Annotated in this window: 29 protein-coding genes; 10 read left to right on the top strand and 19 right to left on the bottom strand. The window is 49.7% G+C overall.

Annotated elements, in window-relative coordinates; all coding sequences use genetic code 11:
- Nucleotides 1–37 precede the first annotated feature (37 nt).
- The 5 genes from AC3ARB_RS05070 (at nt 38) to AC3ARB_RS05050 (ending at nt 3,597) form a co-directional block, all read left to right on the top strand.
- On the top strand, nt 38–172 hold the full coding sequence (locus tag AC3ARB_RS05070; protein WP_488321466.1) for a DUF4044 domain-containing protein: 135 nt from the start codon (nt 38–40) through the stop codon (nt 170–172).
- 118 nt (nt 173–290) lie between these two features.
- Nucleotides 291–1,601: a GTPase ObgE gene (gene obgE, locus AC3ARB_RS05065; RefSeq protein WP_488321465.1), complete on the top strand. Its 1,311-nt coding sequence runs from the start codon at nt 291–293 to the stop codon at nt 1,599–1,601.
- 347 nt (nt 1,602–1,948) lie between these two features.
- On the top strand, nt 1,949–2,107 hold the full coding sequence (locus AC3ARB_RS05060; RefSeq protein WP_488321464.1) for a hypothetical protein: 159 nt from the start codon (nt 1,949–1,951) through the stop codon (nt 2,105–2,107).
- 99 nt (nt 2,108–2,206) lie between these two features.
- On the top strand, nt 2,207–2,749 hold the full coding sequence (locus AC3ARB_RS05055; RefSeq protein ID WP_488321463.1) for a YqeG family HAD IIIA-type phosphatase: 543 nt from the start codon (nt 2,207–2,209) through the stop codon (nt 2,747–2,749).
- Entirely contained in the window at nt 2,746–3,597 is an 852-nt protein-coding gene (locus AC3ARB_RS05050) for a VanW family protein (RefSeq protein ID WP_488321462.1), read from the top strand. The genes AC3ARB_RS05055 and AC3ARB_RS05050 overlap by 4 nt, the downstream gene beginning before the upstream one ends.
- Nucleotides 3,598–3,632: 35 nt before the next feature.
- Here the strand turns inward: AC3ARB_RS05050 and AC3ARB_RS05045 are convergent, their stop codons facing one another.
- Nucleotides 3,633–4,298, bottom strand: a complete 666-nt coding sequence (locus tag AC3ARB_RS05045) for a hypothetical protein (protein ID WP_488321461.1) — start codon at nt 4,296–4,298, stop codon at nt 3,633–3,635.
- 177 nt (nt 4,299–4,475) lie between these two features.
- On the opposite strand from AC3ARB_RS05045, the gene xerS reads away from it, so the two are divergent.
- Both xerS and AC3ARB_RS05035 read left to right on the top strand, forming a co-directional pair.
- On the top strand, nt 4,476–5,546 hold the full coding sequence (gene xerS, locus AC3ARB_RS05040; protein ID WP_488321460.1) for a tyrosine recombinase XerS: 1,071 nt from the start codon (nt 4,476–4,478) through the stop codon (nt 5,544–5,546).
- An 89-nt stretch (nt 5,547–5,635) separates the two neighbouring features.
- On the top strand, nt 5,636–5,959 hold the full coding sequence (locus AC3ARB_RS05035; protein ID WP_488321459.1) for a S24 family peptidase: 324 nt from the start codon (nt 5,636–5,638) through the stop codon (nt 5,957–5,959).
- 100 nt (nt 5,960–6,059) lie between these two features.
- On the opposite strand, the gene AC3ARB_RS05030 is transcribed toward AC3ARB_RS05035, so the two are convergent.
- From AC3ARB_RS05030 to AC3ARB_RS04985, 10 genes are all read right to left on the bottom strand, one after another.
- A complete protein-coding gene (locus tag AC3ARB_RS05030) occupies nt 6,060–6,434 on the bottom strand; it encodes an OsmC family protein (protein WP_488321458.1) in 375 nt (124 codons plus the stop codon).
- Nucleotides 6,435–6,599, bottom strand: a complete 165-nt coding sequence (locus AC3ARB_RS05025) for a twin-arginine translocase TatA/TatE family subunit (RefSeq protein ID WP_488321457.1) — start codon at nt 6,597–6,599, stop codon at nt 6,435–6,437. It lies immediately after the preceding gene.
- Nucleotides 6,600–7,307 (bottom strand): twin-arginine translocase subunit TatC, encoded by a 708-nt coding sequence (tatC, locus tag AC3ARB_RS05020; protein WP_488321456.1) that lies wholly within the window; start codon nt 7,305–7,307, stop codon nt 6,600–6,602.
- Nucleotides 7,297–9,003, bottom strand: coding sequence for an FTR1 family iron permease (locus tag AC3ARB_RS05015; RefSeq protein ID WP_488321455.1), 1,707 nt, complete (start codon nt 9,001–9,003; stop codon nt 7,297–7,299). Before AC3ARB_RS05015 ends, tatC begins: the two co-directional genes overlap by 11 nt.
- Nucleotides 8,981–10,219, bottom strand: coding sequence for an iron uptake transporter deferrochelatase/peroxidase subunit (gene efeB, locus AC3ARB_RS05010; RefSeq protein WP_488321454.1), 1,239 nt, complete (start codon nt 10,217–10,219; stop codon nt 8,981–8,983). The genes AC3ARB_RS05015 and efeB overlap by 23 nt, the downstream gene beginning before the upstream one ends.
- A gap of 8 nt (nt 10,220–10,227) precedes the next feature.
- Nucleotides 10,228–11,091: an iron uptake system protein EfeO gene (efeO, locus tag AC3ARB_RS05005; RefSeq protein ID WP_488321453.1), complete on the bottom strand. Its 864-nt coding sequence runs from the start codon at nt 11,089–11,091 to the stop codon at nt 10,228–10,230.
- Nucleotides 11,092–11,264: 173 nt separating this feature from the next.
- Nucleotides 11,265–12,557, bottom strand: coding sequence for a ferric reductase-like transmembrane domain-containing protein (locus AC3ARB_RS05000; RefSeq protein WP_488321452.1), 1,293 nt, complete (start codon nt 12,555–12,557; stop codon nt 11,265–11,267).
- Nucleotides 12,558–12,574: 17 nt separating this feature from the next.
- Entirely contained in the window at nt 12,575–13,231 is a 657-nt protein-coding gene (locus AC3ARB_RS04995) for a hypothetical protein (protein ID WP_488321451.1), read from the bottom strand.
- Entirely contained in the window at nt 13,224–13,985 is a 762-nt protein-coding gene (locus tag AC3ARB_RS04990) for an FAD:protein FMN transferase (RefSeq protein ID WP_488321450.1), read from the bottom strand. Before AC3ARB_RS04990 ends, AC3ARB_RS04995 begins: the two co-directional genes overlap by 8 nt.
- Nucleotides 13,985–14,479: an FMN-binding protein gene (locus AC3ARB_RS04985; RefSeq protein ID WP_488321449.1), complete on the bottom strand. Its 495-nt coding sequence runs from the start codon at nt 14,477–14,479 to the stop codon at nt 13,985–13,987. The genes AC3ARB_RS04990 and AC3ARB_RS04985 overlap by 1 nt, the downstream gene beginning before the upstream one ends.
- Nucleotides 14,480–14,745: 266 nt before the next feature.
- On the opposite strand from AC3ARB_RS04985, the gene AC3ARB_RS04980 reads away from it, so the two are divergent.
- Nucleotides 14,746–15,153 carry a NusG domain II-containing protein gene (locus AC3ARB_RS04980; protein ID WP_488321448.1) on the top strand — a complete coding sequence of 136 codons (408 nt, stop codon included), beginning with the start codon at nt 14,746–14,748 and terminating at the stop codon, nt 15,151–15,153.
- Nucleotides 15,154–15,251: 98 nt separating this feature from the next.
- Here AC3ARB_RS04980 and AC3ARB_RS04975 read toward each other — a convergent pair whose 3' ends face one another.
- The 3 genes from AC3ARB_RS04975 to AC3ARB_RS04965 are packed head-to-tail and all read right to left on the bottom strand — an operon-like array spanning nt 15,252 to nt 17,652.
- A complete protein-coding gene (locus tag AC3ARB_RS04975; RefSeq protein ID WP_488321447.1) occupies nt 15,252–15,989 on the bottom strand; it encodes an ABC transporter permease in 738 nt (245 codons plus the stop codon).
- A gap of 1 nt (nt 15,990) precedes the next feature.
- Entirely contained in the window at nt 15,991–16,737 is a 747-nt protein-coding gene (locus AC3ARB_RS04970) for an ABC transporter permease (RefSeq protein ID WP_488321446.1), read from the bottom strand.
- Nucleotides 16,738–16,746: 9 nt separating this feature from the next.
- Complete coding sequence (locus AC3ARB_RS04965) at nt 16,747–17,652, bottom strand: ABC transporter ATP-binding protein (RefSeq protein WP_488321445.1); 906 nt, start codon at nt 17,650–17,652, stop codon at nt 16,747–16,749.
- A gap of 147 nt (nt 17,653–17,799) precedes the next feature.
- Here AC3ARB_RS04965 and AC3ARB_RS04960 point away from each other — a divergent pair, with 147 nt between their 5' ends.
- The gene (locus tag AC3ARB_RS04960; RefSeq protein WP_488321444.1) at nt 17,800–18,489 is read left to right on the top strand and encodes a response regulator transcription factor; all 690 of its coding nucleotides are present in this window, start codon (nt 17,800–17,802) and stop codon (nt 18,487–18,489) included.
- A gap of 1 nt (nt 18,490) precedes the next feature.
- On the top strand, nt 18,491–19,801 hold the full coding sequence (locus AC3ARB_RS04955) for a sensor histidine kinase (protein ID WP_488321443.1): 1,311 nt from the start codon (nt 18,491–18,493) through the stop codon (nt 19,799–19,801).
- Between the two features lie 131 nt (nt 19,802–19,932).
- Here AC3ARB_RS04955 and AC3ARB_RS04950 read toward each other — a convergent pair whose 3' ends face one another.
- The 5 genes from AC3ARB_RS04950 to AC3ARB_RS04930 form a co-directional block, all read right to left on the bottom strand.
- On the bottom strand, nt 19,933–20,889 hold the full coding sequence (locus tag AC3ARB_RS04950; RefSeq protein ID WP_488321442.1) for a 1,4-dihydroxy-2-naphthoate polyprenyltransferase: 957 nt from the start codon (nt 20,887–20,889) through the stop codon (nt 19,933–19,935).
- Nucleotides 20,879–21,919 carry an FAD:protein FMN transferase gene (locus AC3ARB_RS04945; protein WP_488321441.1) on the bottom strand — a complete coding sequence of 347 codons (1,041 nt, stop codon included), beginning with the start codon at nt 21,917–21,919 and terminating at the stop codon, nt 20,879–20,881. The genes AC3ARB_RS04950 and AC3ARB_RS04945 overlap by 11 nt, the downstream gene beginning before the upstream one ends.
- A 55-nt stretch (nt 21,920–21,974) precedes the next feature.
- Nucleotides 21,975–22,493 carry an FMN-binding protein gene (locus AC3ARB_RS04940; protein ID WP_488321440.1) on the bottom strand — a complete coding sequence of 173 codons (519 nt, stop codon included), beginning with the start codon at nt 22,491–22,493 and terminating at the stop codon, nt 21,975–21,977.
- Between the two features lie 58 nt (nt 22,494–22,551).
- On the bottom strand, nt 22,552–23,523 hold the full coding sequence (locus tag AC3ARB_RS04935; RefSeq protein ID WP_488321439.1) for a polyprenyl synthetase family protein: 972 nt from the start codon (nt 23,521–23,523) through the stop codon (nt 22,552–22,554).
- A gap of 131 nt (nt 23,524–23,654) precedes the next feature.
- A complete protein-coding gene (locus tag AC3ARB_RS04930; RefSeq protein WP_488321438.1) occupies nt 23,655–25,544 on the bottom strand; it encodes an FAD-dependent oxidoreductase in 1,890 nt (629 codons plus the stop codon).
- Nucleotides 25,545–25,700 lie beyond the last annotated feature (156 nt).

The raw sequence follows: 25,700 nt of genomic DNA, 5'->3' as shown, positions 1-25,700 counted from the left end.
AATACTGAAAGAAATAAGTAGATAGAGGTAAAGTTGAGTGGCTTTTGGTGATAAAGGACCCCGTAAAAAGACTTGGTTTGAACGGTTGACCCTCTTGGTCGTTATCCTGATGGTGATCATCACTATCGGCGGGATTGTGCTGAGTGCTTACAGTGCTCTCCGCCCTAGATAAACGCTTACCAGCGTTTTTTGTTTGGTGACAGGCCTGGTTTTATGGTCGTAGATGTTAGGTTTTTTGGTCATAGCAGAGCAGCTCTGCTATTTCCCAAAGAAAAAGAAAGAAGAAGTAGATGAGTATGTTTTTAGATACCGCTAAGATCAGCGTTAAGGCTGGTCGGGGCGGCGATGGTATGGTGGCCTTCCGCCGTGAGAAATATGTGCCGGACGGCGGTCCTTGGGGTGGTGACGGTGGTCGCGGTGGCGATGTGATTTTTGTGGTGGATGAGGGCCTTAGAACCCTCATGGATTTCCGCTACAACCGCAAGTTTAAGGCCCAGGCAGGTGAAAAAGGGATGACCAAGGGCATGCACGGCAAGGGGGCCAAGGACCTCTATGTTCGTGTCCCTCAGGGAACGACTGTCCGTGACGCCGAAACGGGTAAGGTCATTACTGACCTGGTTGAGCATGGTCAGGAGTTTATCATTGCCAAAGGTGGTCGTGGTGGCCGTGGTAATATTCGTTTTGCGACCCCCCGCAACCCAGCTCCTGAGATTGCTGAGAACGGTGAACCAGGTGAAGAACGTGAGCTGGAGCTGGAACTCAAGATTTTGGCGGATGTGGGTTTGGTTGGCTTCCCGTCTGTCGGTAAATCAACCCTGCTCAGCGTTGTCTCAGCAGCCAAGCCCAAAATTGGTGCCTACCACTTTACCACCATTGTCCCTAACCTGGGCATGGTGCGGACCAAATCTGGAGAGAGCTTTGCCATGGCTGACCTACCGGGTTTGATTGAAGGGGCCAGTCAGGGTGTTGGTCTAGGAACCCAGTTCCTCCGCCACATTGAGCGGACCCGAGTTATCCTCCATGTGATTGACATGGCGGCCAGCGAAGGCCGTGACCCTTACGAGGATTATGTGGCCATCAACAGCGAGCTGGAAACCTACAACCTCCGCCTCATGGAGCGGCCGCAGATTATCGTGGCCAACAAGATGGACATGCCAGGGGCCGAGGATAATCTGGAGCTCTTCAAGGAGCAGTTGGCTGAAAACTACGATGAGTTTGACGATCTGCCGCTGATTTTCCCGATTTCAGGGATTGCCCACCAGGGGCTGGATGCCCTCTTGGAAGCGACAGCGGAATTGCTTGATAAGACCGACGAATTCTTGCTCTATGACGAGACTGATTTGGAAGAAGAAGCCTACTACGGATTTACCGAAGATCAGCGGCCATTTGACATTACCCGTGATGACGATGCGGCTTGGGTACTGTCTGGTGAGAAACTGGAACGCCTCTTTGTTATGACCAACATGGAGCGTGACGAGTCCATCATGAAATTTGCCCGCCAGTTGCGGGGCATGGGTGTTGATGAGGCTCTTCGCGAACGTGGTGCCAAGGACGGTGACACCGTCCGCATCGGCAACTTTGAATTTGAGTTTGTTGACTAGGATACAAAGGCCGTTAAACGTTCACAGCAAAAACAGGAGATTTGACGAAGAAACGTAGTTTCTAGGAAAATCTATCTTTTTTGCATAGAACGTAGGCCGTGTTCGACTGGACTCACGGAGTAAAGGCACAGTTCGCTTTGGATAGAAAATCTTGTTTTTCGGGGAGTTTGAGCTACTCGCCCTAAAATGAAAAAGCGAGTAGGGCTTCGGGTGACCTTATCAACCCGAGCCTGAAAATGAATAGAGACTGAGTAATAGGTTATATCAGCTTGTCGCCTAGAGTTGTGAAAGCGACTAGAATAAAACAGTTTTGCATAATTTTATTTATGTAAAAAAGGAGGTCGGTTATGGGAGATAAACCCATATCCTTTAAGGATAAGAATGGTAACTTTGTGTCGGCCGCCGATGTTTGGACGGCTGAAAAATTAGAAGAACTCTTCAACACCCTCAATCCCAATCGCAAACTCCGTTTGGAGCGGGAGCGATTGGCCAAGGAAAAAAACTAATCAGATAAAACAAGGTCTTGGAAGAGGCCTTGTTTTATCTTGTCTTCTCTACTTGTTTGTGTTAAACTAATCTTATAAGATATGAAATTGGAGGGTATTATGTTAAAGCAATTCTTTCCGTTTAATCAAGTTGCCAGCGTCTTTAGGATTGATTACGGGCAGTTGGCTGCCTTAGGTTATCGTGGGCTCATTTTTGATATTGATCAGACCTTGGTCAACCACGGAGATCCAGCGACACCAGAAATTGAAGCCCTCTTTGCTGATTTGCAGCGACAAGGCTTCAAGACCATGCTCCTGTCAAATAACGATGAGGAACGGATTTTGGACTTTACCCAAAACATTGACAGCCCCTTCATTGCCTTGGCTGATAAACCCAAGCCTCAGGCCTACCATCAGGCTTTGGAGCGTTTAGGCTTGTCAGCAGAAGAGGTCATTATGATTGGCGACCAAGTCTTTACAGACGTTTTAGGAGCCAATCGAGCTGGTCTTGCCAGCATTTTGGTCACCTTTATCCGACGGGAGCACGAGGTGAAACTAGGAAAACGACGGCGACTGGAACAGCTTATCCTTTGGTTTTATCGCCATTCACCTTACTATAATCGCCTGGGGCAACTGGAAAAGTTAGGAGGAGAGCAAGCATGACCTTTCATAACATCAAACGTTTCTTGCGTCGTGAAATCCTCTTTTGCGACATTAATTCCACTTGCTATCAGATTTCGACGCAGAAGGAAATCCTCAAGCGTCACCTGAAAAATTGGCGGGACCGTCCAAATTTTGCCCTGACCCGTCAGCAAACTCCCCTGCCCCACCTGATTGATCAACGGCAGTCAAACCTTATCAAGCGGGGACCTGGGGTAGAGCTTGATTTGCAAGTTGGTAAGGCTAAAAACATTGCCATCGCCGCTGAGACCATGCAGGGCTTAATCATCCATCCAGGCGAAGAGTATTCCTTTTGGAAATTAGTGGGCAAGATTACCGCAGCCAAGGGCTACCAAGACGGTCGGGTTATCCATCAGGGCAAACTGGTGGCTGATATTGGTGGCGGGCTCTGCAATTTAGCCAATACCATCCATCAAATGGTTATCCGAAGCCCCCTAGAAATCACAGAATTCCACGCTCATTCTGATGCCTTAGCCCCAGATGAAGGCCCGCGGGTGCCTTTTGCCAATGGGACGTCCGTCTCCTATAACAATCAGGACTATCGTTTCAAAAACACCACCGATCAAGACGTTCAACTCTTGGTTTGGTGCCAGGATGAGGTGCTTTATGGGGAATTGCGGAGCGAAAAACCTTTTCCTTGGGCCTATGAGATTATCGAAGAAGACCATCATTTCACCCAGATAGGGGAAAAATATTACCGACGGTCTAAAATCTACAAACAAACCCTAGACGCAGCAAGCCGGGAACTGTTAGCCACCGACTTGCTCCTGGATAACCGTTCCGAAGTCATGTATGATCCCCAGTATATCCCACAAGAATTGTTACGCTAAACCAAAAAAGACTTTAGGATGGCCTAAAGTCTTTTTTACTTGCTCATGTAATCACAAACCTTATCGATCTGTTCTGCAAAACTGCCCTCAAATTGATGATCAAAAAAGGCACTGCCAATGGTGAAAAAGCGAGGATTTGCTGCTTTGACTTCGTCTAAGCGTTGGTAACTGTCGATACTACCAGCAAGACAAATAGAGGTCTCTACTTGACTGACCAAGGTCTTATTAAGGGCCACGGGGTCTCCAGTATAACGGTAACCCAGCAAATCAATGCCATCAACGCCCTTAGCGAGGTAGCTTTCAGCTTCAGCAACCATGTCCTCAATAGAACCCGATAAAATCGAAGGGCGACCAGTGATTTGCCCAACAAAAGGCATGTATTTTAAGTCGTGTTTTTTGCAGAAGTCATGTATTTTTTCAGAATATATGGTTCCCATCAAAATGTCAACACCACAGGCATGAGCGATTTCAGCCCCCTCTAAACCAGCTTGTTCAGTGTACTCAACAACCTCTAAGACAGTCGTTTTCCCGCAGGCTTTCATCTGAGCAAAAAGTCTTTTCATGTCTTCCAGGGGCAGGGGTTTCTCTTTGAACCCCCAATACTTGGCCTTGGTGGCTTTGCAGGCTTCAAAGAGACTTGCAGCGTTTGAGACCGTTCTATCATTGTGGGTCAGCATGACAATCAATTCTGGATGGGACATAGGCAAGATCTTCCTTTCAAGTCGATATCTTATTATAAACCAATTTTAGCAAATTCACAAGGAAAAACCAGAATTCCCATTTTGCCCTCACATCTTTCCGAAAAACTATAATTTTCTTGAAAAACAAACCCAGCCATGATATACTACTATTAAGAACATTATCGGAGGAAAATCAACATGCGACGTGAGGTCTTACTGGAAAAAATTGAGGAACTAAAAGCCATCATGCCCTGGTATGTTTTGGATTATTATCAGTCCAAGCTGGCGGTGCCTTACAGTTTTACCACCCTCTACGAGTATTTGAAAGAATACAAACGTTTTTTTGACTGGTTAATTGACAGTGACCTGGTTGCGGTGACGGAGCCAGCCGACATTCCCCTGGAAACCCTGGAAAACCTGTCCAAGAAAGACATGGAGGCCTTTATCCTCTATCTGCGGGAGCGGACACTTTTGAACAGCGTCAGCAAACGACAGGGTGTCTCCCAGACCACCATCAACCGCACCCTGTCCGCCCTGTCTAGTCTTTACAAGTATTTGACCGAAGAAGTCGAAGACAAAAATGGCGAGCCCTACTTTTATCGGAATGTGATGAAAAAAGTCGCCACCAAGAAAAAGCGGGAGACCCTGGCGGCTCGGGCGGAAAACATCAAGCAGAAGCTCTTTTTGGGGGAAGAAACGCAGGGCTTTTTAGACTACATCGAGCAGGACTACCCGCAGGGCCTGTCTCAGCGAGCCCTATCCTCCTTCCTGAAAAATAAGGAGCGGGATTTGGCCCTGATTGCATTGTTGCTGGCATCGGGTGTCCGCCTGTCTGAGGCTGTCAATCTGGACTTACGTGAGCTCAACCTCAAAACCATGATGATTGAGGTTATTCGAAAAGGCGGTAAACGGGATTCGGTTCACGTGGCCAGTTTTGCCCAGCCTTACTTGGAGGCCTATCTGGCCATTCGTCAGCAACGTTACAAGGCTGACAAGACCGACACCGCTCTCTTTCTTACCGAATACGGTGGCAAGGTTAATCGGATTGAGGCATCTAGCGTGGAAAAAATTGTGGCTAAGTACTCGCAAGGCTTCAAGGTCAGGGTAACCCCCCACAAACTCCGTCACACCTTGGCTACAAGACTCTACGATGCCACCAAGTCTCAGGTTCTGGTCAGCCACCAGCTGGGCCATGCCAGTACCCAGGTCACCGACCTCTACACCCATATCGTCAACGATGAACAAAAAAATGCTCTGGATAAACTGTAACATAACTAAAATTATGTTAATCTGAGCAAACCCTCTCTTTTTTTACATAATTTTAGTTATGTAAAAAATATTTGAGAAAGGAAACTTCTATGGACTACACTTATTCAGGTAAGGAAGATGCCAATACTCTTAAGCATTTACAGGCTGGTGAAACTTGTAAGGTGACGGGCTATGGCCAAAGCATGACACCTCGGCTCAAATCAGGTCAGTCAGTCATTGTAGAACCCGTGACAGATCAGACAGTTCTGAAGAAACGAGACATCGTCTTTGTCAAGGTCAACGGCCACATCTACCTCCACCTGATTTCAGCCATCAAGAACAACAGGCAATTTCAGATTTCCAACAACCACAAGCATGTCAATGGTTGGGTATCTCGGAGCTCTATCTATGGCAAGGTCGTGAAAATCTTGTAAGACAAGGCTGATTGCTCTTGTCTTTTTTCCTAGACATGCAAAAACCAACTACCTTAAACGGCAGTTGGTTTATTTTTTACATAAAATAAATTATGTGGACTTATTTTGGAAACTGTTTGAATACAATGCTAACCGCAATATCCTCACGGAAGAGTTGCTTGACCCGGCAACGCTCCGCAACGTAGGCTCGGACGTCTGTCTCGAGTTCAGGTGTCAAGTCCTCCTCCAGCTGGACAGTCAGGGTAAATCTCCCTTCCCGATAACTGCTGTCGGTAGCGATACGGATGTCTTTTCTGCTCTGCCATTTGGCAAAATAGCCTTGAACGCACATGGTGACGCAGGAAGCTAGGGCGATGTTGACCAAACTCATGGGGGTCTCGCCCTTGTCGGTCATGCCAAAGGTGGTGATGGGCTGACCATAGCCCTGGGAGGTTACCTCAAAAAGGCCCTGGCCTTCAACGCGGCTGTCGTACATCTACTCCTCCTCCTTTTTGTCGGTGCCCATGGCTTTTTTGAACTCGGTAATCATCTTGCCCAGGGAAGCCCCTAGCTCGGGCAGTTTTTGCGGGCCAAAAATGACCAGAGCAGCAATTAGAATGACCAGAACGCCAGGCGTTCCAATATCACGTAAAAATCCCATTTAAGGTTTTCCTTTCTTTTCAATCGTCCGACTGACCACAATCCCCACCTCATAAATCAAAATCAAGGGCAGAGACAGGACCAGGTCGCTCACCAGGTCGGCTGGGGTTAGCACAACAGCCAAACAAATCAGGCCGAAATAGGCATAGCGGCGGTGTTGTTGTAAATAGCTAGCGCTGACCAGCCCCAGTTTAGTTAGGAAGGCCACTACCACCGGAAACTCAAAGAGGATGGCCAGGGGCAGGCAAGTGTGGAGAACAAAGGCCAGGTAGTTTTGAGCTGTAATCTGGGTCAGAAAGAGCCCCTCACCCAGGGACATGAGCACCCCGAAAAGGGCTGGCACAATCAGGTAAAAACCAAAGGCCAGACCAGCCACAAAACAGGCAAAGACCGCTGGAATGTAGGTCAGAAGGGCCTTGGCCTCCTGTGGTTTGAGGGCTGGCTTGATATAGGCCCAAATCTGGTAGCAAGTAAAAGGTAAAATCAAGCTAAAACTAGCTAAACTGGCCAAACTCACGTAAATCCAGAGGATGTCATTTGGTCCCAGCACCAGCAATTTTTGCTCCAAGTTGCTGGTCAAGAACTGATAAAAAGCTGGCGAGAAATATAAACTGACCAGAAATGTCAATCCAAAGACCCCCAGAACTCCAATCAGTCGCCTGCGGAATTCCGCCAAGTGGTCCAGAACCCGTTCTTCCTTAGTGGACATGGCTTGACCTCCTCTGAATGACCCAGGCTAGACCAGCCAGAACCACAAAGCCTAGCTGAGGCAGGACAACCTCCCAAGAGGGGTAAATGCCCAGCCAATCCACACTGGGTAGCCACTTGATGTGGCTGCTGGTGATGATGTTAGTCAATTGCAGGGTATGTAGGCTGACGCCCAACATCTTGAAAGCTAGCAGGTAAATCAACCAACCCAAAACTTGGAAAATCCGATGAATGGGCAGTTTCTGAGTCGACTTGAGAAAGACGACCGTCAGCACCACTAAGACCAAAATAGCCAAACCGATTCCCAATAGAAAATCCGTCAGGCTGATGTTAGGCAAAATTCCTGCGTAGAAGAGAATGGTCTCTGCCCCCTCACGGAAGACCGCTAAGAAGGACAGGGCAAACATGGAGACAAAAGAGCCCGTTGATAAAACCAAGGCCATCTGCTTCTCCATGTAGGCCTGCCAGGCAACTGCCTGAGACTTGCTATGGAGCCAGATGCCAATACCCAACATCATGGCTACGGCAAAGAGGCCGACAAAGCCCTCCAAGATTTCCCGATTGGCACCCGAAGTCAGGGCTGGGAAGAGCAGGTGTAAGAGCACCGCAGCCAGGCCGCTGGCGACCAAACCGATCACGGCTCCGCCATAAACCCAGCTCAGCCCCTTCTTCTGCCCAGCTGCCTTGAGCATACTGACCAGACTGAGGACAATCAAGAGGGCCTCCACTCCCTCTCGGAGCAGAATCAACATGCTGTCCCAAATCGAGTAGGCCCCATTGGTGTCAATGCCCTTGAGCTGGTCAATCAAGGCTGCCAGCTTGTCCTGCTGGCCCTTGTCCTGTCCCCGAGCCATGATAATGGGTGACTGGCCCTCAACCTGGCTATACAAACTAGCCGATCGCGTACTAACCGCACTCTCAAAACTTGGCCAAGCACTGATAAAGTCCCGCATCAGCCCCTGGCCCTTAGCGGTCTGCCCGCTGACAAAAGCCTGGTGGACCGCCTCCAAGGTCTCTATCCCTTGGCTGAGGCTGGAAATGGCAGAGCTCTGAGACAGGTCTTCCCCAGCCACAAAGCTCTTGAGGGCTGTTTCGAGTTCATCCAGATTAGCCACCACCGCAACCTTATCCAGAGGTTCGACCTCCAGCGAGGCTCGCAGGAAGGACAGGCTGGTCTCTATCCGCCCATAATGGGCCATGGTTGGTCGAACCAAGGCCTCGTTGCGGGTCCAGACCGTGTTGAAGGTCAGAAAGGCCCGTTTGAGCTCCTCAACATCTGTCTCGGTCTCAATGGTCGCCCGCAGGCGGTCCAAAGCTGGAAATACCTTGTTGGTGAATTTGTCCAATTCAGCTGCCATGTCAACAGGGTTTTGCTCTTTTTCAAAGGCCAAGAGTTTTTTGGACAAACTAGCCAGTTCGTCTTTGGTAACTGCTTCATCAGCCAGAATGGCCGTCAACTCCTCAGAGACCGACTGACCTGCCTCAGACTGGCTGTTTTCCAGCTGGGCAAACTCAGCTGAAAAGGTCTTGATTTGCTCTAGAGCCTGGGCTGATTGGTCAGCTTGGAGGGCTGTTTTGGCATCCGAAATCTGGATGTAGAGGTCACTCAGGGATTGGGCTGATACAGCTGGCACCTGGATGAACAGCCAAAGGAGACTGATGACCGCCAGGCATTTATTCAAATAAGGCTTGACCAATATAGCCTCCTTTTGCGACCCCGCCGAAGCAGGCAAAGAGCCCCGACCCGATGTGGGTGATGTACTCGTTGAGCTTGTCGGTCGCCCCCATCATGGTCTGCATCTTGATGAACTGGTCAGGGTCCTTCTGGAAGGAAATGAAGAGCAGGCCCGACTCGAACTGGCCGGTCCGCTCGTTGATGCCATCCGAGTAGGAATAGGAACGGCGGTGCATGGTCTTGCCAGACTTCTTGGCCAGATGGACGTGGGAGCTAATGGGAATAACAGGTTCGCCCTTGTCGTCCTTGGCTTCGATGTCGACCTCATCAAACTCGTGGTGCTTACCAAGCGGAGCTCCGCTGACCTTGTGGCGGCCAAAGGTGTTCTCCTGCTCCTTGAGGCTGGTTCGGTCCCAGGTTTCCAGGTGCATGCGAATCTTGCGGACAACCATGAAGGTGCCATCAAAGAGCCAATCATTGCCCTCATACCAGATGGTGTCCTGCTGGTCTTTTGCGGTGGCTGGATTGGCGGTACCGTCCTTGAAGCCAAAGAGGTTGCGTGGGGTTTCCTTACCGTCACCAATAGCGGTAAAGCCAGACTGGCTCCACTTCATGGTCACGCTGCCTCGGCTCTTGCGAATGAGGTTTCGGATGGCATGGAAGGCCACCTGCTCGTCATCGGCACAGGCCTGAATCATGATGTCCCCCCCTGTGTAGCGGTCCTCCAGCTGCTCACCAGGAAAGGGTGGCAGGTCACGGAAGACTGCCATTTCTTTGTTAGACAGGCCCAATTTTTGCAGGAAGGACTTGCTGATGCCGTAGGTCAGGGTCAGGCGGTAGGGGTTAAGCCCCACGGTCTCTCCTGTATCCTTGGGTGGCAAATGCGGGTTGTCAGGCTCAGTCTCGACATTTTCACCAGCAATCAGCTTGGCGGAATAGGCCGTCCAGTCCTTGAACATTTGAATCACGGTAGCCTTGTCTGTCGTGGCCAAATCCAAGACAACCAGGTAAAGATTCTTCTGAACAGGGCTGATGATACCAGCCTGGTGACGGCCGTAGAAGTCAAACTGCTCCTGACCGACCACCTGCTTGCTTTTCTCAGCCACTTGTTTGGTCAAGAGGCCACCGACAACGGTTGAGCCGATAACCGCTCCTGCTCCTGCCAAGCTGGCTTTCTTAAGAAAGTCTCGCCTGCTCATCTTTTGCTCCAAGAACTCAGGCTTGTTCTGATCTGTCATGGCAACTCCTATTCTATAACAAGTCCCATCTGCGACAGGGGCTCACCCAATTTGGTCACCGCCTCAGCCAGCAGCTTGGTGTCGTCCTTGGTCAAATCGGTGTAGGACTTGTAGTTGACCTCATCGGTCATGTGACTATCTAAAAGGCTATTGACTTCAGCGAAACGTTTGGTCAATTCAGCCACCAAATCCTTGTCCTTTTCTTCCAAGAGCGGTTTGAAGAGTTCAAAAATGGTTTTTGCCCCCTCAATGTTGGCTCGGAAATCGTAGAGGTCGGTATGAGAGTAAATCTCCTCTTCCCCTGTAATCTTGCTGGTAGCCACTTCGTTGAGGAGGTCAACGGCACCTGTGGTCATCATGTCTGGGGTCACCTCAACCGTTGAAACCTTGGCACGGAGTTCCTTGATGTCCTTGACCAGCTGGTCAGCATAACTTTCTGTACCGACCGTGGTCTTGTCTTCCCAAAGGATCCACTCGATGCGGTGGAAGCCAGCCCAACCTTCCTCTGTCTGGTTCTCGTCAACGTAGTCCACCAGTCGGAAGTCAATCCGAACGTCCAGTTCACCGAAGCTCTCGGCAATTGGCTCGCTCCGCTCATAGGCCATGCGAATGATGGGGTACTGGGCTTTAGCTTCTTCTAGCTTGCCCTCTTTGAGCAGCTCTGCCCATTTTTCCGTATCAGCAAGGAGCTGATCCATCTGGCCCTCAACAAAGGCCCGATAGTCCTGGGTAATCTGGTCCAGCTGATTCTGGTTCTTGAGGACCGCCGTCTCCGCCGATGAGGCAGGTGTCGCTGTTGAGCTAGTCTGGGCACAGGCGGCCAGGCTCAGGGTTGCCACCGCCAAAAGGGAATAACGCAAAATCTTGTTCATTTTAACCTCTTTCTAATACTTATATTATACGAGATATGAAAGCTCCTTGTAAACCATTTCGCAAACATGAGAACGGTTATAAACAGCTACTTCTTTTGGGAAATGGCGGAGCTGTTTACGGAGACAAGGATAGAAAAACACCTCCATTTCTCGGAGGTGTTGATATGAATGGGTTACCATCCAAATTCTTCATAGAAAATCTGGCCGCGTGGCACGCCACGCTTGAGGCTTTCTTTGATAACAAAGTTGGCCATGACACCTGGACCACTAACCAAAACAAGAACCTTGGTCTTATTCTTAGGCAGATAGGCATCCATGCCGCTCGGGTCAAACAGACCAACAGTTCGATAGGCTTTGAAATGAGGCCGCTCAGCTTCCCATTGGGCAAATTTATCACCGTAGATAAGGGAGGCCTCAACAGTCGCACTATGGAAAACCGTGGTCGGAATGGTTGGATTACCATCGATGATAGACAACATTGGGGTTACCCCAATACCACCCGTCACCATGATAATGGACTCAGGTTGCAGGTCGTCAATAACCGTTTGGTACATGCCGTAACCACCCGTAACAAAGATTTCCGCAGGAGCAGAGACAGCTTGTAGGCCTCTTGTAAAGTCACCATCACCACGGATGGCCAAGACCAGCTCATTCTTGTCATCTGCCGGGTTGTTGACCGCTGAGAAAGGATGTGGTTCAGCTAATCCCTTAACATTTGGGAAAGAGATGAAAACAAAGTCACCAGGACGGATAGACTTGGCCTGACGTTTGCTGGAGAGGGCGATCCTCAACTCGTAAATGTTAGGAGCAATTTCCTTGTTACTAATCAATGTTGAGGTGTAACCCTTAGCTGTCGGCTTGAGTTTGCTGTAGAGATAGGCTCCGAAAACAAAAATACTAATCAGGTAAACAAGAGCCAAGAAAGGCTTATTGGCACGGATGTAGTCAATCAACTGGATATGGACAAAAATCAAGAGCGTTGCAACCACATTGAGACGGTGCAACCAAACCGATACCTCGTGCTTAAAGACTGTTTCCAACTGGCGTTTGAGTTTACCTAGAGCGGGCACACGACTGGTCAACCAGCCTGCCATGAAAACAGTAGAGTAAAGCCCCAAACTCAGAAAAATCATAAAGGCAATGTTGCCAGTTTGTTGAACCAGTCCGAAGGACGGGTTCATATTTTTATGGAAAAAGGAAAAGACAATCGCCACCAAACTCAGGATACCATGCAGCATGTAGGCCGCAGGCAGGCCGATGTAGCGGTCAATCCAGCGAGGGCGTGTACCAATGTAGATGGCCAAGAGCATCCAAACGTAGGCGATAATCCCGTAGGAAACCCCTAACTTCTGGCTGCCAAATCCAGGCTGAATGCCATTGATGTAGGTATATAGAAAGGGCAGGGGCAGGAGAAATACCGCCACCAGCCAAGCAACAATCACACTAAATTTATGGGTTTTTAACATGATAACCTCCAATAGGATTAGGCTTGTTCTGTCAGAATCAGGTCTTCTGTCGCCACTTCTTGAGCAGGTTGCGAAAGCTTGCTCTTGGCGTAGGCCACAAAAATCGGCAGGCTAAAAACCAAGAAAGTGGCCAGGAAAATCAGGTTACTACGCAGAGACGGCAAAACAAGAGTGTGGACAAAGACCAAACCAGTTGAAACCGCCAGCAGACCTTGAACAAAGTTAACTAAACTTCGATTAAAACCAGCCGACATAGTGAGTTTAGACAGACTAGGCAAATACTTGCTCAGACCAGAGCCAGAAAAGACCGCCCAGTAAAGACCAGCACTGATCAAGACCATCAGAGCCACTTGACCTGTCAGCTCGACCAAGCCAAAGGCCGGGCTCAATTCCTTGTGAAAACCAGTAAAAAGCAGAGAAACCCCACTCAGGATATGGCTCATGCGACTGGCAAAAGGTAAGCCGACCAAGGTTTTGACCCATTTTGGCTTAGTGCTGAGATAAAGTGCCAGCATGAGCCAAACATAGGCCACAATCCCATACACGACACCCAATTTTGAACCAGATTGAACACCTGTTAAACCGATTAGGTAAGTCGCCACCAAAGGCAGGGGCAAAAGAACCGCCCCTACTAGCCAGACAAGCAGCCGACTAAGTTGTGTTGTCTTAAACATTTTGAAATCCTCCATGTTGAAAATAAATCGTCCCAGTCGCCGTCTGGTAGAGGCCACTGAGCTTGTGTTGGGCGATTTGAGCCCGAGCGTCTTCTTCTGGCAGAGCCAATAGGGCTGTCGCCCAAAGGTCAGCCTCAGTCAGAGACAGAGCAACCACAGTCACCTGAGTAAGGTCAGAGCTTGCGCCTACAATGTGATTGCCCTTCTTGCTGTAACCAGAGGTGGCCACGGCCCCATCTTTCAAAGATAGGCGGGTCACCAGTTCCTGAGGATTAGTAGCCCCTTCAACCCCAACCTGCCAGATAAAGTCACTAACTGGTGACGTCGCCAGTTGCATATCCCCAGCACCATTGAGACAAACTGCCTCCACATAGCCATAAGCTAATACAGGCTTGAGGTGGCGGTTAAAGACCCTCTCGATAGCCCAACCCTTGACCAGACCAGTTGGGTTATAGGACCCGTCAAAATAAGGGTCAAAACCACCAGCTGTCTCCTCCTGGGCAGCCAGACTACGAACGTAAACTTCTTGGAAATCCCTGTCCAACATGACCGCCTTTTCGCCTGCCCGATACCGGGAAACCAGAGAATCAGGCCGAAAGGCTGAAAACTTGTCTTCGATGGCCTTGAGGTCTGCTAGGACAGCTCCTGCCAGTTTCTGCAACAAAGCCTGGCCTGCAACCTCATCGGTCACAGCCAGGCTGAGGGTGAAGGGCATGGTCATGGCCACCACCGTTTGATAGATAACTTTAACCATTAACCTTTAGCTTGGTTAAGGGCATCTTGAAGAGAGCCTGTAAAGCCTTTGAAGGCCTCGCTGGCACCAGAAATCTGGCTGACCTCAGCTGACTGTTTTTCCAAAGCCTCTGCCGTGTAGATTGGCAGGTTGGTGCCGTTGATTTGCTGAGACATCTCGTTACCGTCTGGGAAGAGGATAACTTGAATATCGGCCATCTTACCTTCAGCAATGGTCACCTGTACTTGATAATCACCACGGTTAGTAGAGGTCACGACACCAGTATAAGTACCATCAGTGTATTGACCTGCTTCGGCTACTACTTCTGACGAGCTAGTGGCAGTTTCGCTGCTTGAAGCCACTGCCTCTGATGAACTAATCGCTTGACTAGGTGCTGAAGAGGCTGGTGCCGCTGTTTCAGTCGCCTTATCCGACTTGAAGAAGAGGAGGTAGCCGTTAATCACGGCAGCAAGGAGGGCCAAAACCCCAACAACGATTGAAATAATTTTTTTCATAACTGAAAAACCTTTCTAAAATAATACCCCTACATCGTATCAAATACCCTTCTTTCCTGTCAATAAATACAAACCAAATAACACTAACTAGTAATCATTATAGATAAAAAGGCTTTCCTATGCAAGGAAGGCTTAAAAAAAGCTGAAGTTAAGCTTCTATTTCTTTACAATCTGATGTCAACTGTCTAACAAAACTTGTCCCATTAACAGAAACCTTAGGTGCATAGCCCCGTGACCTTTGCCTCATTTTTTGGTACAATAGAAACATGAAAACCATTCTAAAACATTTCAAGCCTTACGACTACCTCTTGATTGGTCTGACCCTGCTCATCAGCCTGTCGCCCTGGTTTTATACCGTCTGGCGGGCCCAGCAACCCCAGCCAGCCAGTCTGGTTGCTGTGGTTAAAATCAAAGGGGAGGTCATTGACCAGTTCGAACTGACTACTGACGGCTCCAAGCAGACCATCACCTACCACCCCAATCCTGGTCAGTACAACATTGTGGAAATCGACGGTTCCCGTATCCGGGTCAAGGAAGATAACAGTCCTGACCAAATTGCCGTCCGTACCGGCTGGATTAGCCAGGCTGGCCAAGTCCTGGTCTGTCTGCCCCACCAATTCCTGATCGAAATCCAAGGCCAAGCCAGTCAAGAAGAACTGATTTTACCAATATAAAAAGCCCCAAGCAGGGCTTTTTTGTCTAAAAATCTACTTCCGAAATGTTCACCGAAAGGCACTAGTCCTGTTGCCCTGGTCATTGCGACACGTGGTCTTCAGCGTCTCATTTTTTCAAAATAGTAGAGTTGCAGCAGGGAAAAACCAACGGTGACAAGAAACGACCAGCCGCTCATTTTTAGGCATTCGCCCACAGCCAAATCAATCATCAGGCTATCTAGGTTGTTCAAGACTAGGGTGATTTTGGAAAAAGCAAAGACATTTGCCAGCTCAGGAATGTGGCTTTGAGCCGATACAAAAAATCCAATCAGACCTAGCCCCATGGCACAGGCAACAGGTAAGGCAAAGGATTTGACCCGCAAGGAGAGGTAGGACTGGATAGCGATGAGGGGCAGGATAAAGAGAGTCCCCGCCAGCGTATAGGCACACAAGACCCAGGGGAAGTCCATCTCAAAGTGCAAGAATGCTCCTACCAGACCATAGAGCAGCAACAAAAACAACTGTGCCACCATCACCAGACCAAAGACCAGACCAGTCTTGGTCATTACCATCGCCAGCGGCGAGTAGCGAGAGACCAGCATGAGTTTGAGGGCATTTTTCTTGTGTTCATTATGCCAGACAAAGGCCACCAAGAGGCCGACCAAGGTTGGAAAAAAGAGCATGCTGTAGAACAAGTACACTTGGGTAAAGAGGCTGAGCCACTCCCGTTGCAAGACCTCACGATTGCCCAGATAATTGCCCGTACCAAAGAGAATGGCCAAGACAGGCAAGACCAAGAGGGGCAGCCAGAGCCTGGACCTGCGAATTTTCAGGATTTCCATCTTCAAAAATAGCATCTTAGTTCCTCGCTTTCTGACCTTGATTGATAAGATGTAGGAAAATCGCTAGGAAAAGCCCTAGTCCCAACGCCAGCCAGTTCACCTCACGGATTTGGAAGGTAAAACTATCACCCATTTTTTCGGGAAGCAAGCTCATGAGGTAGCCGTACCAAGCATAAGGGATGGCCCACATGAGCGGGAAGGGCAGAAAGACCAGAATCACACTCACCAAGGACCCCAAAAGGGCCACGGCTAGGGAAATCAGTTGATTGGCCACCCTCAGAGACAGGTAAAAATGCAGCTCCACAATGGCCAGCGACACAACTAGAAAACTGCCTCCATACCAAGCCAGGCGCCCCCAGTCCAAGGCTTGCCCCAGACCAGACAGGCAGACCATTCCAAGCACTATCCCCCATGTCACCAGCTGTGCTAGTAGGTAACGCCCAAAAACATAGATGATTTTCCGACAAAAAATAGCTGGAAAAGACACGCCTGTCGCCTGCAAGACCTTCCACATCTGGTGGCGATTTTCCAGCTGCACACTGATACTGACTAGACTAGCCAGAAAAATCGGCAACAGAATCACACTAAAGACTGCCAAACCATCAAAGACACGCAAGACACGGACACTATCGCTAACGGATAGACCGCCCTTTTGAAAGAGCTGAACACCTGCAATTAGAACCTGCAAACCGATAAAAACTGCCAGCAAAATCCCCAGGCCCTGCCTGCGGTACTTCCGCCGCTCAATCTGATACAATTTCATACCCACCTCCTACAACTGTGTGCTTTCTGTAAAGGCAATAAAGAGCTCTTCCAGCGACTTGCTGCGATCGCTGATGCGGTACAAAGAAACACCTTGACTGCCCAGCACCTGTACCCAACTCCCCACCTCTTCATCTGCCGCATAGGGCAAGAGCAGACCATCTGCCGTCCGTTCAGACGGATAAGCGGACAAGACGGTCTGTGCCAAGGCATCGTCGGATGTCCGTAGCAAGATTTGGCTAGCGTGACGGTGCTTGAACTGCTCCACCGTTCCCTGGTAGAGCACCTTGCCCTTGCCAATAATCCCAATCTGGGTCACCATTTTTTCAATCTCATCCAAGGCATGAGAGGAAATCATGACCGTGGTCTGAAACCGCTCTGGCAAACTCCGAATCAAGCGGCGAATCTCTTCCCGTGCCTGCGGATCCAGTCCATTGGTCGGCTCATCCAAGATGACCACATCAGGCCGACCCATAATGGCCATGGCAATGCCCAACCGCTGCTTCATCCCCAACGAATAGTGCTTGACTAGCTTTTTCTGATGGTCGCTCAGGCGGACAATGGCTAGTGCTTCTGCCACATCTTGATCGGACAAGCCCTTGAGGGTCTGAACAATCTGCAAGTTCTCAAGTCCTGTCAAGTTATCATAGTAAGCAGGTTCCTCAATCAAGGAACCAATCTGGCCAACAATAGCCGTCCGATTTTTCTCATTCATCGCAGTGCCATTGATGCAAATCTCCCCCTTGCTTGGAGTCGAAAGCCCACAAACCATCTTCATAATAGTCGATTTTCCCGCTCCATTGGGGCCAATCAAGCCGTAAATCTCCCCTTTTTCAATCTGCAATTTGTCCAAGTCAACAGCCACCTGCTGGCCAAAGCATTTGGTCACGCCTTTGAGTTCAATCATTGCTGTCATCTGAGCACCTCCATCTTCTTAATACCCCCAGTATAGCGCTACCACCTTACCTCTCCATGATGCCTTCCTTACTTTTGCCTTAATTTTTGGAAAATAGCTGCCGCAGACTTGCTGGCTGTGCTATACTTATCTTGAAAGGAGCGCCAGATGAACTTAAAAGACAAAAACCTTCTCATCGTAGAAGACACCCCAGAGATTTTAGAGATGATTGTGGATAGCCTGACCATCGCTGGATTTTCCAAGCTCTTGACAGCGACTGGTCAATCTCAAGCCCTGGACTTGCTAGATACGGAAAAAGTAGACTTGGCTGTGCTGGACATCATGCTACCAGACGGATCCGGCTTTGATATCCTCCGCCATATCCGTGCGACTTCTCAGCTTCCTGTACTCTTTTTGTCAGCTATTTCCGACATTGAAAAACAATACCAAGGCTTTGAGCTGGGAGCAGATGACTACCTGGTCAAACCCTTCCGCCCCAAGGAATTGGAACTGCGTCTCCTCTCCATCTTACGGCGAACCTACCCCGAAACGCCCCAGACCCTTCAGCTCTCTGCCAGCCAGATTGACTTTGAGCGAGCTCTGGTGCTTAAAACTGGCCAGGAAATCCCCTTGACTGCCAAGGAATATAGCCTCCTCAAACTCCTAGCTGACCATGCCAATAAAATCCTGACATTCGAGCAAATTCTGACACAAGTCTGGGGTGTCAATTACCAAGGCTATGAAAATACTCTCATGGCTCACATCCGCAAAATCCGCCAGAAAATCGAAGCCACTCCTTCTAGCCCTCGTCACCTCCTGACCGTTAAGGGGCTCGGTTACCAACTGAAAGTAAACTGATATGACAACCCTTCACTATTTTTCCAAAACCCTACTACGCTATTTTGTGACCGTTTTAGGGCTGGGATTGCTGGCTTTGAGCCTCTTTATTGGTGGTTTTTTCTACCTTTTTCAGGATAATCTCACCAGCAATAGCTATCCTTCCCAACTCTATGACCGCCTGATTGTCGATGATGCAGTCATTCTTGACAAGGACATAAAAAAAGAGCTAGACGAAAAAGACATCTGGCTCATGGTCTTAAATGAAAATGGAAACATTAGCCAAAACTACCGCCTGCCTGAGCAACTAAACAAAACCTATTCACGAGCTGACATTGCCAGTTTTAGTCGTTGGTACTTGGAGGACTATCCTGTCTTTACCTACCTACTGGACGACCAGATTGTCGTCTTGGGCTATTCCAAAGATAGTTACACACGCATTGGCGGTACAATCCTCATTAGTGCTTTCGATAAACTCTTCTACCTCTTACTAGGGATTGTCGTGGTGCTGCTGGTGACCTACTTTATCATCTATTGGAAAAGCCGCCTCAAGCTGCTCCGAGAAATCTCCCCCATCACCCAAGCCCTGCACAATTTGTCTCAGGACCAGCCTGTTCTTTTGGATGAACGAGGCAACCTCTCTGAAATCAAGACCGCCATCAACCAAACCTCCCAGCTCCTCCAGGCAACCAAGGACATGCAAAGTCATTGGATAAGAGGGGTGACCCATGACTTGCGAACGCCTCTGACCCTAGCCTTGGGCTACGCCGACCAGCTGGAGCAGGGATACGGCATAAGTAAACACACCCAGCAACTGACCCAGTCCATCCACCGCATGGAGACCATCATTGACAACCTCAACCTGGTCTATCGCCTACAAAGTCAAGAAATCCAAACTGAGTTTCAAACAATCGATGTGACCGCCTTGGTGCGGCAAACGCTAGCCGACTTTCTCAACCACCACGAAGGAACCCAGCTAGCGATTGACCTGCCTGCTCAGAGCATTCTCGTCCTTGCCCACCCAGTCCTCCTGTCTCGAGCCATTGACAACTGCCTGCTCAACAGCATCACCCACAATCGCCCTGATGTCCCAATCACCGTTAGGCTAAGCAAAGAAAGAGACCAAGCCGTCCTGACCCTAGCTGACAGAGGCAGCATTTCCCCAGAAATGGTTGCTACACTAGCTACCAAGACCAGTAATTACAGCGCACACGGCATGGGAGTCGTAATCACCAAGCAAATCATTGCCCTTCACAAAGGAAGAACAGACTTTAGACCTGACCAGCCAGGCCTGACGATTACCATCTCCCTCCCCCTTCTCTTAGCCAGTTAGCCAAATCACTAGGGTCAAGATTAAGGGAGAAAGTTGGACTAGGAGCTGACAGTCTCAATAATTCCTCACCGACAGCCCAGACGAACTGATCTTACCGCGATAGCAAAAAAGCCCCAAGCAGGGCTTTTTCTTTACCTAAGGAAACCAGCGACCAGCAGGACCAGGACATAAAGCCCGCTCCAGAGCACAAAACTCTTAATGCTCTCGATAAAGGTCTCCCGCTTGACCTGCTTGCTGCTAAATCGCTTGACACTTTTCAGGTGGAGGGGAATGGCCGAGCAGATGACCAGGCTCCACCAGGGCAGCAGGCCCAGTAGGACAGCCAGACCCAAACTCACCCAGGGCAGGGCTGATAAGGCTTGATAGAGTTTGACCGACCAGGCTGGGGTCAGGTAGTGAACCAGGGTGTAACGGGCATTTCGCAAATCCTGCTCGTAGTCGCAGATGTTGTTGGCCAGCATGATGTTAGCGATCAGAGCCACCAGAGGCAGGCTGATTAAGGCTAGCTCAGCCAGTGGCCAGACATGGACTTCCATACTCAGGTAACCCTCCACCCAGCCGCTCTTGACAAAGTAGGTCGGAAACTGGATGTAGTTGGCCAGAAAGAAAATGCCAAAGCCCATGGTCACCCCAGAAAAGACCTCGCCCAGAGGCAGGCGGGACAGGGGCATGGGACCAAAGGTGTAGAAAATCCCAATCAAGAAACAAACCATACCCATGGGCAAAAGCAACCAGTCCGTCCGCCAGACCAAGACCAGAGACAGGGCTGTCGCCAACCCCAAGAGGGCAAAGATGATTCTCACCATTTGCCCGTAGTCCAGCTGGTGGCGGCCGATGACATTGTCCTCAGCCTTATAGGCCGCATCCAGAGCCTTCTTGTAGTCCATGGTATTGTTGATGGCTGTGGTGGTCAGGTCAAAGGCCAGAACGGCTAAACTGAACAAAACCGTGTTGACCACATCCAGCTGGCCATACCAGTAACGGTACCAGAGAAGACCAGCCACCAGCGGAAAGACGCTGGCCACCTTGGTCTTGAGTTCCACAAATTCTAAAAAAATCGGTAGGGTCAATTTGGTCTTAGTTGGCAAGGTGATACTCCTCGTTGCTTAATTCAAAACGGTCTTTGAGCCCATCGCTGACATGAACCCCGCGGTCCTTGTCAATAAAGACCGCTTCGACCCCTTCTAGTTGGTTGATGTAGGCCAGTCCTTCTTCCAGCCCCATGACAAAGAGGCTGGTGGACAGGGCGTCGGCCTGGGTGGAGGACTTGGTAAAGACGGTGACGCCAGAGATGCTGTTGTCAATCGGATAGCCCGTCTCAGGGTTGAGGATGTGGTGGTAACGGACACCATCCACTTCCAGGTAGCGTTCGTAAATACCAGAGGTCACAATGGAGCTGTCTTTCTGAGGAACACTTCCCACCGTTGCCCCACGGATTTCGTCAGGGTCCTGGACCCCGACCTTCCAGCCGTCTGCATTGTTAGGCGAGCTGCCCATAACCACCACGTTACCACCCAGGTTGATGACAGCTGTCGTGATGCCCTTCTCGGCAAAGAGTTTCTTAATCTGGTCAGCGATAAAGCCCTTGGAAATGGCTCCCATCTCCAGCACCATGCCAGCTGGCACCTTGACCGTCTGTTTGGCCTTGTCCAGCTCAATCTTCTGATAGTCGATATGGGTCAGAGCCTCAGCGATTTCTTCATCAGACGGTTTGCGAGCCTCTGGTGAGCCGATTCGCCAGAGCTGACTGACAGCCCCAATAGAGACATCAAATCTTCCTTGGCTAATCTCAGAGGCCTCAAGCGCTGCCTCAAGAAGGCTGAAGGTTCTCGGGTCAACCTTGACCGCCTCTTTTCCAGCGGCCTGGTTAATCTTATAGATGTCCGAGGTCTCCAGATTGGTCGAAAGCAGGTTTTCCAGCTCTGCTATTTCCGCCAAAGCCTCCTCCATGACCGCCTCCTGGCCATCGTGGTAAATGCTGAGGGTAACGACGGTGTGAATCAGGGACTCGGTCCGTGTCAGAGGTGTTTTGCTGACCGCCAGCCCCTGGTCCGTCTTGGGCTGACAACCCACCAGAACCAGGAGGGCCAGGGCCAGCACTAAAAGCAATCGTTTCATGATAACCTTTCTATCTGTATGCGAAAAGCCCCCAAATGAGGGCTTAACAAGTAGCTTATTTCAAGACGATTGTCTCAGTTTTGCCTTCTTTAGCAGCTTTGATCAGTTCCATCATAGATGCTTTGAAAGCCTCAGACGTGTGAGTTGCACCTGAAACCACTTCGATGTTATCAAAGCCTGGTTTAGCAACAACACCAGCGTTGAGTTTCTCGATGGCTTCTGCGTGAGAAACACCTGCTTTTTCCTTCATTGAAGTGTTGTAAGCCTCGTCTTCACCTTTGAGTTTGCCTTCAGCGTTAACGTAGTCAAACTTAGACTCAACAACCATGCCATCTTTAACAACGATGGTGTGGCTGATTTTCCAACCACGCTCATCGTACTCCGCACCTTCAGCCATGTAAGTGCCGTCTACCAACTTAGTAGCTGTTGCACCTGAAGTTGCTTCTGAAGAGCTTGAAGCGGCAACAGATGAGCTAGCTGCTGGAGCAGCTTCTTCTTTTTTAGCACCACAAGCAACCAGCGTCAAGCTAGTAGCCAAAACAAGGGCACTGTTCAAAAACCATTTTTTAGACATAGGAATTTCCTTTTCTTTTTTTGATACTTTGTTAGTCTACCATATGATGATAGGGCTGTCAAATGTTTTTTATCAAATGCTCCAGAACAACTTGAGATAAGCCCAACCGCTCAAAGGCCTGCTTGGCCTTGGCCAGATAAGCCTGTTTGAGCTGCCTGGTCTTGGCTAGGGCCTGGGACTGTTCAAGCTGTTCTAACAAATCTGTCAACTCTACCTCTGACCAAGCCTGACCCTGCCGCTGAGCCAACCACTCTGCCAGGGCTGGCTGGTCGTTCAAGGCAAAGAGCAGGGGAGCTGTGTAAATGCCGTTTTGCACATCCTGGAACTGGGGCTTACCAGACTGGCTCAGGGCCTGCTCGTAGTCCAAAAGGTCGTCTGCTAACTGGAAGGCCATGCCCAAGGCCCGCCCCGCCTGAAAGGCTAGGTGATGGTCTCTTGGGGAGCTGGTCGCTTCCAGAACCCCTGCTTGACAGGCTAGGGCAAATAGCAGAGCAGTTTTACCTTGGATTTGCTTGAGGTAGTCTTTGAGGGTCATTTGCAGATTGTGGTGATTGAGGAGCTGGCGGATTTCACCAGCCAAGACCCCCTCGATAGCCTGGGTTTTCAGACCAGATGGGGCCTGCTCAATCCCCAGAGCCTGACTACCTCGGGCTGCCAGTTGACCTGCCCGTGCCAACAGGTAATCCCCTATGTAGATGGCTAGGCGGTTAGAGGTCACCTGATGCAGGGCTGGCAGGCCCCTCCTCTGATCAGCCCCGTCAATGACATCATCGTGAAAAAGGGTCGCCAGATGAAAATACTCCAGGGCTGCCGCCAGATAATAGTGACCAGTGGAACATTTGCCTTGCCGCTCCTGAGCCAGCAAGAGGCAGAGACCAGATCGCAGGTACTTACCTGGAGCCTGAATGGCTAAGGCGACCTGGTCAGCCATCGGTTTGGGCAAACCTTTTAGCTCATCAAGCATCAGTTGCTTAACCTCTGCCAGGCCAGCCTGAACCTGGGGAAAGCTATCCCAAATCGGATGTACCATAACCTCTCCTTTCTTATTCTTGTCGCATAAAGAGGTCGGGACAACTGTCCTAACCTCTTTATGCTTTTCTTTTTGTTCTTATCTGAGAAAAACCAGAACCTCAGCTCTGCTATTTCCCAAAAATAAATCCGTTAGTTCTTCTGGCCGTAGAGGTGCCGTTCCTTACCATAGAGGATACGGTCCAGGTGTTTGCCCAACCACGGCATCACCCAGTAATCAAGACCGAGGGCTTGACCAGCCCCACCCATCAAGGCAACAGCAACTGGAATGAACCAGATGTTGACCCAGAAGAACATGCCAGACAAACTGAACATGACCACCATCCCAGCTGTCATGGCTGAAATCAACCAGACGAAGAGACCAGCAATCAGGGCCAAGCCGATGGCAATCTCAACAAAGACCATGACCTTCTGCATGAGCAGGGCCACTTCCTGGTTAGGCATCAGGAACTCCATGACCGTCGCAAACCAGTCTGGCATCTTTTCAAAGACAGTCATCGGGGCTTCACCGTAGGTGTAGCTCAAACTAAAGACAGGTTCTGCTACTTCCGCAGCGGTTGCTGCCATAGAGGCGCCACTAGTCGCTTCAGCAGCCTGAGAGGCACCAGAGACGGTTTCCTGCAACCAAGGGAAAGGAAAGACCACCTTATCCCCCAACCAAGAGTTGGTACCAAAGAGGCCAAAAGCCTTTTTAATCCCCTCATAGAGCCAAACGCTACCGTAGAAGACCCGCAGAGGCACCAACCAGAGGCGGTTGCCCTTGCTGGACAGGTGACCACCAAAGACGTTACGGCGGTTTTCAACATCGAAGAACTCGTGGCGAACATAGGTCACCATGTTGTAGAGGGAGCTGATGCTGAAGAAGTAAATCAGGTTAACCAGGTGTTTAACCAAGGTCGCCATGAAACCTGACAGGTGGTACTTGTCGTTGAGGTAGGCCACGGCATATTTGGCACCGATAGAGACCATAAAGCCGTCATACTTGCCTTTGAACTCATGCTTTTCCCCACCGGTAATGGCTGCCGCGATGTTGGCAGCGGCAGTGTGGCCAGTTTGTTCAGCGGCCTGAACGATTTGCGGCACAGGACGGCCTTCTTGACTGGCATCTTCAAAGTAAACCAGGTCACCAGCGATGTAAACATCGTCTTGGTCCAGAGCTTCCATATACTGGTTGGCCATAAGGCGACCAGCACGGCCTTTGCCAATTCCAAAGTCAGCTGTGTCAGAGTTGGCCTGAACCCCAGCTGTCCAGATAGAGGTGTAGGTCGGGATGGAACGGCCAGAAGCCAGATTGAGCTGGTCCTTGTCAACAGAGGTTACCCCGTCTGCTAAAATCAATTCAACCCCTTTTTTGGTCAGATACTTGGTGGCTTTCTCACGCTCCACCTCAGTCACCATGGCCAAGATGTTTGGTGTGGCTTCAACTAATTTGAGGGAGAATTCTTTCTCGTCCAAACGGAATTGCTTGGCCAAGATTGGCACCCAGTCAATCAGCTCACCAATCATCTCGATACCTGTGAAACCACCACCGATAACGGTAAAGGTCAAGAGGGCACGACGTTTGGCCTCATCGTGTTCACGACTAGCCTGGTAACAAGCATCGATGATTTGGGCATGCAAGGCTTCTGCTGCTTCGATGGACCAGAGGGTAAAACCATTTTCCTTCACACCAGGCGTGCCAAAGTCATTGGCCTCACCACCCATTGCCAGAAGCAGGTAGTCATAGGCAAAGGTGCCGTGTTCAGCAAGAACTTCCTTTTTCTCGTAGTCCACCTTGGTCACCTTGTCGGTCACCAGATTAACGTTAGGGTATTTCTTGAAAATCCGTTGCAGGTCATGCTTAACGGCCTCAGGCTCCACCCGACCAGCAGCCACCTCATGAAGCTCGGTCATGTAGGTCATGAAAGGGTTCTTGTCAATCAAGGTAATGGAAATCTCTTGATTTTTCTTAAAAGTCTTTGCCAAGTGACGGGCAGCTGACACTCCAGCATAACCAGCACCGACAATCACAATGCGTTTCATTGGAAAAATCCTCTCTAACTATTGATAAAGACCATTATAGCATATTTTCTCAAAAGGACAAGAAAGACGACCTCCCTGACCTAACCAGTAAGCTTCATAGTCCAGCTCAGTAAGGAGACTTGCCTATTTTCCCAAAAACAGGTAAGATAGAAGAAA

It is taken from the genome of Streptococcus sp. ZY171113 (assembly GCF_057748235.1).
Note: the sequence above shows the minus strand (reverse complement) of the source record. Positions and strands in the feature narration are given on the sequence as shown.